The following is a 12,004-nucleotide window of genomic DNA, read 5'->3' on the forward strand; positions in this document are numbered from 1 at the left end:
AAGTCTGTAAAAAATATTTTCAGGTTTATAGTTATAGTTCAGCAATCATGGCTTTTGCGGTTTGAACATCGTTGGCTATTTGGTCTTTTAGCTCATCAAAGTTAGCAAATTTTCTTTCTGCTCTGATGAAGCCAATAATTTCTACAGTAATATATTTTTTATAAATATCTTGATCAAAGTCGAAAAGATGTGTTTCAAGTAGATTATTTTTGCCATCTACTGTTGGGCGAGTTCCAGCGTTAGTTACACCATAGTAATAAGCCTTATCAATAGAAGTTTTTGTTAGAAATACTCCTTTTAAGACTGAGTTTTTTGGAAGTTTCAAATTTGCAGTATGAAAGCCTATTTTTCTGCCATTTTGTTGACCATGAATCACACGACCATTAATTTTATAGTTTTCACCCAAAAGTTCATGTACTTTTCTTAAATCATGATTAGCAAATGATTTGCGAATATCTGTACTGCTTATGCGATGATTATCTAAATTCAAGGTCGAGATTTTATCTATAGTAAAACCTTTTTCTTTTGAAAGAGCTTCTAACAGTTTAAAATCGCCTTTGCGATTTTTACCAAACTTAAAGTCATCACCTATGATGATATGTTTTACATTTAGTTTTTGTATTAAAAAATCGATAAAGTCTTCTGCTTCGATATTTGCAAACTTTTGATTAAATTTTTGGCAAATGACATTGTCAATTCCAGCTTTTTTGATGTTTAAAATCTTATTGCGAAAATTATTAATTCTTGATGGAGACTTACTTCCCATAAAAAATTCTTTAGGAAGGGGTTCAAAAAATAAGATGAAAGGTTTGAGATTGTTTTTTTTGGCAATACTCTTAAGTTTTTTGATAATGCTTTGATGACCTAAGTGCACGCCATCAAAAGAGCCTATAGCTATTGCTGCGGGAGCTGTATTATTCATTTTTTTAAAATGTGTGGTTATTTTCATAGCTAAAAAAGGGCTAGTATCTATTTTTAAATGAGAAATTATTGGCTATAGTATTCATTTTTTGTTGAAAAAAAGCAACCACTGTTACATACTTGTTAGTCAGATGTTTTATTATATTGAAATTTAACCTAAGTAATTATCATGCAACCAGCAAAAAGAACTAAAAGAATTAGAAAACTGCGCAATCAAAAGGGTAAGGTTTTCGCTATTGAAACGAACCTTACAGGTAGGCAGCTTCTTAATAACCGAGTTTTAAACAAAGATGTAGCATTTTCACAAGAAGAAAGGCTTGCTTTTAATCTAATGGGGTATCTACCTGAGAAAGTTGAAAACCTAGATGAGCAGGCGACTCGTGTTAGAAGGCAAATGAATCTTAAAAATTCGTCACTTGAAAAGTATGTGTTTTTAAACAGACTACATGATTTGAATACGACGCTTTTTTACTACTTCGTCCGTGAAAATTTAGAAGAAATTATGCCGATTATTTATACACCAACAGTTGGTGAAGCCGTTCAAAAATATAGTAGTCAATTTAGAAAACAAAACGGTTTATTTATATCTATAAACCATAAAAGATATATTGGTCAAATTCTTGAAAGATATGACTATAACAGTATAGACCTTATTCTTGTAACAGATGGTGAAGCTGTACTTGGTATAGGTGATCAAGGTATAGGTGGAATGAATATCAGTATCGGTAAGATTATGGTATATGTTGCTGCAAGTGGCATTGATCCAGCTAGGGTATTACCGATCCAGCTTGATATGGGTACAAATAATGATGCTTTACTAAATGCTCCAGGGTATTTGGGTGTTCGTTTACCAAGAGTCTCAGGTGAAACTTATGATGAGTTTATAGAAGAGTTTGTGTCTCAAGCTAAAAACAGATTTCCAAATGTGTTTTTACACTGGGAGGATATCGGTCGTGATAACGCTACTCGTATTCTTGAGAAATATAAAGAAAGACTTTGTACTTTTAATGATGATATTGAAGGTACAGGAATTGTTGCAGCTGCGAACTGTATAGCTGCAGTTAAGACAATTAGCACTCTTAAAATAAACTCAGGTGAAATCACTACAGAAGAGGCTTTAGGATCTATCTGTGATATAAGCATCGTAATTTGTGGAGCTGGTAGTGCTGGCTGTGGTATTGCAAGACAGTTAGCTGATGTAATCGCTGACAGAGCAGGAATAAGTGTAGAAGATGCTAATAAGAATATTTATCTTGTAGACAGGTATGGTCTTGTAAATGATAAATTAAGAGCAAAGCGAATTACTCCAGAGCAAAAACCTTTTGTGAAAACTGGTGAGCAACTTAAAGGTTGGAAGGTTGAGGATTCTAGCTATATAACTCTTACAGATGTGGTTAAGAACTCAAAAACAGATATTCTTATCGGAACATCAGGCCAACCAGGTACATTTACTGAAGAGATTATTAAAGATATGGTTAAGCATAATGATTATCCTATTATTATGCCATTATCGAATCCAACTTCTTTATGTGAAGCTTTACCTGAAGACATTATTAAATGGACAGATGGAAAAGCACTAATTGCTGCAGGTAGCCCATTCCCAGATGTTGAGTATAAAGGTAGGGAGTACCGTATATCTCAAGGTAATAACGCATTTATCTTCCCAGGTTTAGGACTTGGTTCTGTTGCAGTGCATGCTAAAGTACTTACAAAAGGTATGATTAGGGCAGCATGTTATAGACTTAGTGAGTTATCACCGATGGTTATAAGTGAAGATATTACTCAACCATTATTGGCTAAGATCACAGATTTAGTAGCTGTTTCTAAAGAAATTACAAAGGCTGTAGCTAAGCAAGCAGTTCTTGAAGGTGTACATGGTGTTGATATAGATCTAGAAGACCTAGAAGAGGGTGAATTAGAAGAAGAAATTGATAAGCTTATTAGTTTGTCATCTTGGACTCCAACATACGCACCTTATATGCCAATCTAAACTGAGTTACCTCAGTTTGTCTTTTAAAGATTAATATTAAAAAAACAAATTCTTGCTGATGTATTAATTGAAATAGTGCAATTTATTTGTTATGCTCAAAAATGATTTTCTATTGTTTGTGTTTTGTCAGAGGGTATACCAGTGATTAAAAGGTTTAAAAAAACATGTTTGGTTATGGGTGGAGCTGTTATATTTACAGGTTCAGCATATGCTGAAGATTCACCTAAAGTGGTATCACAAGGGGGGCCTTTTGGAGCTACCAGTATTGGTGACCAAAACTTAAGCTCTTCACAAGCAAATACAAGCAAAGCTTCGGCAGCTACAACAACAAACACTCCTGCAAAACCTACAGCTCAAATGAATGAAAAAGAATTGTTGATGCAATTACAACAACAAGTTCAAGAGCTTCAAGGGCAATTAAAACAAATTAAAACAGAGAAAGCCCAAAACGACGAAAATGGTGGAGGAGGTTCTTCAGCGTTTACTACTTATAGCTCAAGAGTTGGTGATAACACAAAAGGTAGGCCTATTGACGGAGCTACTTCTGGAACTGATTTAAGTCAGATGATGGTTACTGGGGAATCAACAGATGACATTATGTCGAATGTTGGCCAAGATGGCTCAATTGTGAATCTGGACCAAAAATCTTTGGGTGGTATATTTAACCAAAAAGGCGGGATTGATGTCGGCGGAGCTCCTGCTATTACATCTCAAGGTGAAACTACTTTCCTAGGTTCATACTCTGGTAACAACAGTATCCCAATAGGGATGATTTCAAGCAGCCTTTTTGCTTCGACATTATTAGGGCAAAGAGAAAAGTTTGATGACTACTCGGTGTTCTTCGGTGGAAAAATAAATGCAGATGCTCAAGCATGGTTCGGTAGTAGTGTATCTAGATCTGAAGCTGGACCAGATGGTAAATCTGTAGCAGCAGGAGCATTTAATAATACTGGTCAAAATGTATACCTTACAGCTGCAAACCTTTATTTCTTATCTAACCTTGGTCACTATGTAACAGCACAGTTTGACTTTGACACAGATGAATCAGGCTCATTTGGTTTAGGTAATGCTTTTGTAATGTTTGGTAACTTAGATACTTCACCATTCTTCGTAACAGCAGGTCGAAATAAACTCTCGGTAGGATCATTCGGTGGTGGTGGACCATATACCGGTGGTATTAATAGCTTCTTAGCACCAGGTAAAACTTCAAATATATCAGTAAACTATAAAGATGACATAATAAACACGAACATTACAGTTTTTGGTTCAGATGATAAGCGAGCTAATTTCTCAACAGGTATTTTCTATGTAGATAGTTGGTCTGAAAACATTGCTGTCGGTGGTAACCTCGGCTATGTATTTAATATGGCGGGTGCTGGTAACAGCTCTTTAAATCAGGCATTAATTAATACAGATAGTGCAAATGACAATGTTGGTGTATTTAATATCGATGCCAACGTCGCTTACACAGGTTTTGGTGGTATTTGGCAGGTTCAAAGTGGTTGGACAACAACGACCAAAGCAGAAAAATTCAATGGTGATGGTAAGTCAGTGAGTGCAAGTGCTGCCTCTGGTGTTGGTTCCGAGGTATTAGCAGGCACTTGGTATGCAGCACTTAACTACTCGGCAGTACTAGCAGGGCGAGGCACTAACTTTGGTGTATCTTATGGTGAAACTTATAATGCTGCTGCTATACCAATGGCAATTGCATCATCACCAATAAACTTTGGTTTGTCTGATTCAGGTATTAAGAATCAGCTTGTATTCTCAGCTCAGCGTGCTTATTTTGATGATAATGTATTATTCGGTCCAGAGTATACTTATCAGAAAATGTATAATGGTGAGCATATGAATACTTTAACTCTTGATATGAACGTATATATCTAGTCTCTTTTACATACTTTATTTCACGTAAGAAAATCGATTTTTAAGCATTTATATTCAAGAAAAAATTAGCTTATAGATGTTGTTATTTCAATGCATGTAAGAGTCTAAATAATATAAAAATTGTTCGTCAAACACATTAGGCCAACAATAGATTTATGGTCGAGGCTTCTAAATTCAGGTGTATTAATTTTTGAGGATAGTTATAGATAGTTTTATATGAACTCTGTGTTTTTGATAAAGAAGTAACAGAAAGAAGCAAGTAAGCATATTACTCCGCTTATTAAGAAGACAATTGTAAAACTTTCGCTGTCATATGAAAGGATAATTCCTGTCAGTAAAGGAGCTAATCCTGCACCTATAAAGTTTGCAAAATTTTGGATGCCTCCAACAGTCCCAACAGATTCCTTTGATGAAATGTCAGCTACTAGAGCCCATATTGGAGATATTCTCAAGCCTAAGCAAAAGATACTAATGCTAATAATAACTATTGAAATTGTTAAGTTATCAATAAATGGAAGTATGATAATCGATAGTCCAGCAACAGCACAGCCAAATATAATCGGTACTAAGCGTGATTTGATCACATTTGTTTTTGCTGAAATAAACATATCAGAAATAATTCCACCAAGCATAACAGAGGCTAAGGCTAGTACAAATGTTGCAGAAGCTGCTAATCCCATCTGAGCTAGATCAAGCCCCTTAGTATGAATGAAATAGTAAGGCAGCCATGTTACAAATACCCAGTAAGCATAGGATGATCCAAAGTTGCCAAGACAAAGCAATATAACATTTTTATTTTTAAAGCATTTAACAAAGCTTGTGGTTTTTCTTGATCTATTTTGTAATTCAATCTTTTTGAAAGATTTATTTGAAATCATATACCATATGACACCCAAGATAGCTCCAATAATACCTAATAGAATAAACATTCCGCGCCAGCTTATTAGAGCAATTAAGAGAACAATAAAAATTGGAGCAACAACACTAGCGATTCTAGGACCTAAAGAGACTATAGATGATGCTAAGCCTCTTTTGCTTGGACTGAAGTGCTCTTGGATAACTTTAGTAGCTATTATAAAAAAAGGAGCTTCTGCAATGCCAAGTAAGATTCGAGTCATAAGTATGGTATAAAACCCTGTCACAAACCCAGAAAGAATACATGCTATAGACCATCCTGTAATGCTTATGGCCATAATTTTATTGATGCCATATTTATCAACAAGATAACCAGAAGGAAGGTTTGCAATGGCATATGGCCACATAAAAGCAGATAGCAAAATGCCCATTTGCATAGGAGGTATGTCGAAAGTTTCAGCAATTACGGTATTAGCTATGCTAAGGGTAGACCTATCAAGATAGCTTATCATTCCCAAGATTAGTAACATGAAGGCTAGGAGCCAAGGGAAGATCTTTTTCATACCTTAAGCTACTTCACTCTCATACCTGGCTTAGCGCCTTCATGAGGTTCTAATATGTATATATCTTTGCCATCACCAGCTGCTAATACCATACCTTCAGACATTCCAAACTTCATTTTTCTTGGAGCTAGATTAGCTACCATGACGGTATTTTTACCTACTAAATCCTCTGGGTTATAAGCAGATTTTATTCCTGCAAACACTTGTTTTGTCTCACCATCTAAGTCAAGAATTAGTCTGAGAAGTTTATCTGCTCCTTCCACAAGAGAAGCTTCTGCAATTCGTGCAATGCGTAGATCAACTTTCATGAAATCATCAAAATTACACTCAGGAGCAATGTTTAACTTTGATTCAGGTTTTTTAGGTGACTGAGGTTGCTCTTTTTCTAACATAATCTTTGTTTCATCTAAGATTTTATCTATTTTTTCTTTTTCTATACGAGCAGCTAAAGGTTTGAATTTATTGATCTTGTGGCTTTTTAAGAATACAGGTGCATCTTCCCAAGATTTTATTTCAATGTTTAGAAACTTCTCAGCCTTTTCAGTAATGCTAGGGATTACAGGTGAAAGGTAAGACACTAAGGCTTTAAACATATTTATACCTTGAGAGCATACTTGATGGACTTTATTTTCTTGTCCTTCTTCTTTTGATAATTGCCAAGGTTTATGGAAATCAATGAATTGATTAGCTTTATCTGCTAAACCCATAATTAGCCTGATAGCTGTAGCAAATTCTCTATGCTCATAAGCTTCGGTTATAGCGTCATGAGTAGCTGTAAACTCTTTTTCTAAGTCAGTATCGAAAATTTGATCTGATAGCGTTGCATCAAATTTCTTATAAACAAATCCAGCACAACGACTAGCAATGTTTACAACTTTACCAACAATATCAGAATTTGATTTAGTGATAAACTCTTCAAGGTTTAAGTCAATATCATCAATTTTTGAAGTTAAACGAGAGGCAAAATAGTACCTTAAATATACAGAATCTAAATGATCTAAAAATGTTCTTGCTTGGATAAATGTACCACGAGATTTAGACATTTTTTTGCCATTCACAGTAAGGAATCCATTTGCAAATACACTTGTAGGAGTCTTGTACCCTGTAGCTTCTAGTATTGCTGGCCAAAAAAGAGCATGAAAATATATGATGTCTTTACCTATAAAGTGGTAAAGCTCAGTATCTTGAGAGTTTTTACCCCAATAGTTATCAAAATCTAAATTATTTTTATTACAATAATCTTTAACACTGGCAATATAGCCCATTGGAGCATCAAGCCATACATAAAAGAATTTTTTGTTATCAGTTCCTGGTATAGCAAAACCAAAATAAGGGGCATCGCGAGATATATCCCAGCTTTGCAAGCCCTGTTCAAACCATTCTTTAAGTTTGTTAGCTACTTCGGGCTGTAGTTTATCGTTTGAATCTATCCAGTCAGCGATATTTTGCTCAAGTTTTGGCAAATCAAAGAAATAATGCTCAGAGTTTTTTTGGATAGGGGCTTTACCAGATACCACAGATTTTGGGTTTAGAAGGTCTGTAGGGTCATAAGTGGCGCCGCAAACTTCACAGCTATCACCGTATTGATCCTCAGCTTTACACTTTGGGCAAGTACCTTTAACAAACCTATCAGGCAAAAACATATTTGCTTCAGGATCATACGCCTGAGCAATGCTCTTGGTGCTTATGAGATCGTTATCGTTAAGTTTTGTATATATATCTTCGACAATTTCCTTGTTAAGGTTATTATTGGTCGAATGGTAGTTATCAAATTTTATTTCAAAATCAGAAAAATCTTTTAAGTGATTTGTAGAGTATTTCTCTATTAAATCTTCTGGTGAGATTCCTAGGTTTTTTGCCTTGAGCATGATAGGAGTACCATGAGTGTCACTCCCGCAAACAAAAGTACATTCATTACCCTGTAGCTTTTGAAATCTTACCCAAATATCAGATTGGATGTAGCCAAGCATATGACCTAGGTGTAGATCACCGTTAGCATAAGGAAGGGCATTAGTAACTAAAATTTTACGCATGAGTATTTGGTTTTCTTTTGTATTTAATCTATTGGTACTATTATATACTCAAATGGATTGAATGGACATATTTTAAGCATGAAATGGATTACAGTAAAATATTTTGGGGTGATTGACTTGACTCTATCTATAATCTATATATAATAGTTTTTCACATGGTTATGGAGAGGTGGCCGAGTGGCTGAAGGCGCTCCCCTGCTAAGGGAGTATAGGCGTTAAACCCTATCGAGAGTTCGAATCTCTTCCTCTCCGCCATTAAGACTTAAAATCGGGTGCATAGCTCAGCTGGGAGAGCATCGCCCTTACAAGGCGAGGGTCGGGGGTTCGAGCCCCTCTGCACCCACCACGATTTTATGATCTATAATCAAACTATTCACCTAATAAAGATTCTTTTAAAAATATTTCTGTATAAAGCATTTTGATATAGTTTTTTGTTAATGGTTATAAAAATTACCTGATTAACTAATTTGTAATACACCATAATTACTGCTACTATTTAAATCAACACAGGGGAGCACTAAGGTAAGTGCTGAGAAGTGTATATAATACGCTGACCCTTTGAACCTGATCTAGTTAAAACTAGCGTAGGGAGTGCTTAAATAGTCGGCTATATATTTTTTCAGCTACATTTGCTCTTTTATGCTTGTTTTACTTGATTTAAGTAAACAAACTGGAGAGTCAAATGAGTTTTAATAACATCAAATCAGTACATAACTATAGGCTAGATGATAATTTAACTAAGCCATATTCTAACTCTAAGAAGGTATATATCTCATCATTTGATAATGATGATCTTAAAGTCCCTTTTAGGGTTATAAAACAATCTCAAACAAATATTGATGGAGTAAAAATTGATAACCCAGATATATATCTTTATGATACATCTGGCGAATATTCCAATGCTGATAATAAGATTGATATTAGCGAGGGTCTAGTTAAACATAGACTAAAATGGATCAAAAATAACAATGACCTACATGAGCTTGATGAGCTTAGTTCGGACTATAGTAATAAACAATCAAATGATGCTTTGAACTTTCAAAAAAATGTAATGCCTTTTAGAGCATGCAAAGACAAAAATATTTCACAAATGCATTATGCCAGGAAAGGAGTGATTACTCCTGAAATGCAGTATATCGCTATTAGAGAGAATATTAAAAGAGCAAATTCTCATTTAGATAGTACTATGCATCAACAGCAACTTGGACAATCCTTTGGGGCAAATATAGTCAAAGAAATAACTCCTGAGTTTATTCGTGATGAAGTTGCTAGTGGAAGAGCTATAATCCCCGCAAACATTAATCATCCTGAGTTAGAGCCAATGATCATCGGTAGAAATTTTTCTGTTAAAATTAATGCAAATATGGGCACCTCTGCAGTAACTTCATCAATATCTGAAGAAGTCGAAAAAATGGTTACAGCAACAAGGTGGGGTGCTGATACTATTATGGATTTATCTACAGGTAAACACATTCATCAAACTAGAGAGTGGATTGTAAGAAATAGTCCAGTTCCTGTCGGTACAGTGCCTATATATCAAGCTCTTGAAAAAACTAATGGTGTTGCTGAAGATTTAACTTGGGAGTTATTTAGAGATACCCTTATTGAGCAGGCTGAACAAGGAGTAAGTTACTTTACTATTCATGCAGGTGTTCGTAAGGCATTTATTCCTTTAGCATCAAAAAGAATTACAGGGATTGTATCTAGAGGTGGTTCTATAATGGCTAAATGGTGTATGCATCATAATCAGGAGAATTTTTTATATACAAGATTCGAAGAAATCTGCGAAATAATGAAGGCTTATGACGTATGTTTTTCATTAGGAGATGGACTTCGTCCTGGGTGCATAAATGATGCTAATGATGCTGCTCAACTTTCTGAATTAAGAACTTTAGGTGAGTTAACAAAAATAGCTTGGAAGCATGATATCCAAACAATGATAGAAGGCCCTGGGCATGTACCTATGCAGCTTATCAAAGAAAACATGGAATATGAACTTCAAGATTGTTTCGCGGCACCATTTTACACATTAGGGCCACTAGTTACAGATATTGCTCCTGGTTATGATCATATTACATCAGCAATTGGAGCTGCTCAGATCGCTTGGTATGGCACATCTATGCTTTGCTATGTTACTCCTAAGGAACATTTAGGTTTACCTAATAAAGATGATGTTAGAGAGGGTATCGTTACGTATAAGCTAGCAGCACATGCAGCTAATTTAGCTAAAGGATTACCAGGAGCCCAGATCAGAGATAATGCATTATCTAAAGCAAGGTTTGAATTTAGATGGGATGATCAATTTAATCTAAGTTTAGACCCAGAAAAAGCACGTGCATTTCATGATGAAACTTTACCTAAAGAAGGCCATAAGGCAGCACACTTTTGCTCTATGTGTGGACCTAAATTTTGTTCTATGAAAATTTCTCAAGATATAAAGAGAGAGTATGCTAGTTAACTAGGCTTATATAATGAAAAAAATAGCAATAATAGGGTCAGGAGTAATGGGGAGGGTTTTAGCCTTAACTTTTACAAAGAATATTCCTCATCTGGGTATAGATCTGTATGACAAGGCTTCTTTGGGTGCAAAAGATAACTGCAGTTATCAAGCGGCTGGTATGCTAGCTCCTGTTTCGGAAGTTACAAGTTGTGGCATCCATACGTATACATTAGGAGCCGATAGTGTACAGCTATGGGAAGAATTGTTATCTATACGTGGAGAAAATTTAGTTCAAAAACATAATATTATTGATAAGTTCGACACGCTTTTTTTAGCACATAAAAATGATGTGAATGAGTTTGATTTAATTAAAAATAGAGTAAGTTTTTTTACTAAACAACATGAGAGCATTAAAGAAAGGTTTAGGAATATAAGTTCTGATGATTTATCAAGTCTTGAATCATCTCTTATGAATGGCACGTTTATGAATAAAGGTTTGTTAATAACTAATGAAGGCGTAATAAATGTTCCAAGTTTTTTTAAATTTACAAGCCAGTACTTCTCTGAAGAAAGCAATATACGATTTTTAAAAGAAGAGATTACTAAAATAGAAAATAATAAAATATATATTGATGAATACACTTGTGAATATGAGTATGTCTATGATTGTAGAGGATTCCCTATAGAAAAGAGTAAAGATAGTAGATTATATGGTACTCGTGGGGAAGCTTTAATCGTACAACATAAAGATATTAATCTTAAGCATGTAATTAGGCTTGCTCACCCAAGACACCCTCTATATTTAATTCCTAGAGGAAATGGGGTTTTTTATGTTGGTGCAACTAGTATTCTAAGTGAGGACTACTCATCTATTTCAGTGCAAAGTGTAATGGAGTTATTGTCTATGTTACTTGTGATAGATAAAAGGTTTTCTGAGGCGAGGCTTATAAAAACTTTAACTTCTGTAAGATCAACTAGCTTTGATGACAAACCATTAATTATAAGAAATATGGGTAATACTTCTATTAATGGATTATCTCGACATGGGTATTTATTTGCTCCAAAAATTGCTAATGATTTATTAGAAGAATTTAAAAAGGATATTTATGAAAATTAAATTTAATAATAAGACTGTTGATCTAACTCAACATACAAAGCTAGGCTTGGTAGAAATTTTAGACTTAAATGATTATAAGAGTGGCTGTTATGCAGTAATGATAAATAATGTTTTTGTACCAAAATCGAATTACTCCACTAAAGAGATAAATGATAATGATCAGATCGATATCATCTTACCAATGCAGGGAGGATAGTT

8 protein-coding genes, 2 tRNA genes and 1 riboswitch are annotated in these 12,004 nt (G+C 34.7%); of the genes, 7 read left to right on the forward strand and 3 right to left on the reverse strand.

Annotation, left to right across the window (positions count from 1 at the left end):
- Positions 1-31: 31 nt before the first annotated feature.
- Positions 32-949, reverse strand: a complete 918-nt coding sequence (gene ribF, locus FLM55_RS06905) for a bifunctional riboflavin kinase/FAD synthetase (protein ID WP_178948612.1) — start codon at positions 947-949, stop codon at positions 32-34.
- 141 nt (positions 950-1,090) lie between these two features.
- Between ribF and FLM55_RS06910 the strand changes: the two genes are divergently transcribed.
- Positions 1,091-2,911: an NAD-dependent malic enzyme gene (locus tag FLM55_RS06910; RefSeq protein ID WP_178948613.1), complete on the forward strand. Its 1,821-nt coding sequence runs from the start codon at positions 1,091-1,093 to the stop codon at positions 2,909-2,911.
- Between the two features lie 141 nt (positions 2,912-3,052).
- Positions 3,053-4,798, forward strand: coding sequence for a DUF3573 domain-containing protein (locus FLM55_RS06915; protein ID WP_178948614.1), 1,746 nt, complete (start codon positions 3,053-3,055; stop codon positions 4,796-4,798).
- A 212-nt stretch (positions 4,799-5,010) separates the two neighbouring features.
- On the opposite strand, the gene FLM55_RS06920 is transcribed toward FLM55_RS06915, so the two are convergent.
- Together FLM55_RS06920 and metG are read right to left on the reverse strand one after the other, a co-directional pair.
- On the reverse strand, positions 5,011-6,216 hold the full coding sequence (locus FLM55_RS06920; RefSeq protein ID WP_178948615.1) for an MFS transporter: 1,206 nt from the start codon (positions 6,214-6,216) through the stop codon (positions 5,011-5,013).
- A gap of 8 nt (positions 6,217-6,224) precedes the next feature.
- On the reverse strand, positions 6,225-8,249 hold the full coding sequence (gene metG, locus FLM55_RS06925; RefSeq protein WP_178948616.1) for a methionine--tRNA ligase: 2,025 nt from the start codon (positions 8,247-8,249) through the stop codon (positions 6,225-6,227).
- A gap of 163 nt (positions 8,250-8,412) precedes the next feature.
- On the opposite strand from metG, the gene FLM55_RS06930 reads away from it, so the two are divergent.
- The 5 genes from FLM55_RS06930 (at position 8,413) to thiS (ending at position 12,002) form a co-directional block, all read left to right on the forward strand.
- Positions 8,413-8,504, forward strand: a tRNA-Ser gene (locus FLM55_RS06930).
- A 15-nt stretch (positions 8,505-8,519) separates the two neighbouring features.
- Positions 8,520-8,595 (forward strand) — tRNA-Val (locus FLM55_RS06935).
- A 152-nt stretch (positions 8,596-8,747) separates the two neighbouring features.
- Positions 8,748-8,857, forward strand: a riboswitch (TPP riboswitch).
- 74 nt (positions 8,858-8,931) lie between these two features.
- Entirely contained in the window at positions 8,932-10,707 is a 1,776-nt protein-coding gene (gene thiC / locus FLM55_RS06940; RefSeq protein ID WP_178948617.1) for a phosphomethylpyrimidine synthase ThiC, read from the forward strand.
- A gap of 13 nt (positions 10,708-10,720) precedes the next feature.
- The gene (locus FLM55_RS06945; protein ID WP_178948618.1) at positions 10,721-11,806 is read left to right on the forward strand and encodes an FAD-dependent oxidoreductase; all 1,086 of its coding nucleotides are present in this window, start codon (positions 10,721-10,723) and stop codon (positions 11,804-11,806) included.
- On the forward strand, positions 11,796-12,002 hold the full coding sequence (gene thiS / locus FLM55_RS06950; RefSeq protein ID WP_112870640.1) for a sulfur carrier protein ThiS: 207 nt from the start codon (positions 11,796-11,798) through the stop codon (positions 12,000-12,002). The genes FLM55_RS06945 and thiS overlap by 11 nt, the downstream gene beginning before the upstream one ends.
- Positions 12,003-12,004 lie beyond the last annotated feature (2 nt).

It is taken from the genome of Francisella sp. Scap27, assembly GCF_013394105.1.
Lineage (GTDB): Bacteria > Pseudomonadota > Gammaproteobacteria > Francisellales > Francisellaceae > Francisella > Francisella adeliensis.

Coding starts and splice junctions, on each gene's coding strand:
- metG (WP_178948616.1), bottom strand. CDS start 8,249: ATGCGTAAAATTTTAGTTACTAATGCCCTTCCTTATGCTAACGGTGAT.
- thiC (WP_178948617.1), top strand. CDS start 8,932: ATGAGTTTTAATAACATCAAATCAGTACATAACTATAGGCTAGATGAT.
- thiS (WP_112870640.1), top strand. CDS start 11,796: ATGAAAATTAAATTTAATAATAAGACTGTTGATCTAACTCAACATACA.
- FLM55_RS06920 (WP_178948615.1), bottom strand. CDS start 6,216: ATGAAAAAGATCTTCCCTTGGCTCCTAGCCTTCATGTTACTAATCTTG.
- FLM55_RS06910 (WP_178948613.1), top strand. CDS start 1,091: ATGCAACCAGCAAAAAGAACTAAAAGAATTAGAAAACTGCGCAATCAA.
- ribF (WP_178948612.1), bottom strand. CDS start 949: ATGAAAATAACCACACATTTTAAAAAAATGAATAATACAGCTCCCGCA.
- FLM55_RS06945 (WP_178948618.1), top strand. CDS start 10,721: ATGAAAAAAATAGCAATAATAGGGTCAGGAGTAATGGGGAGGGTTTTA.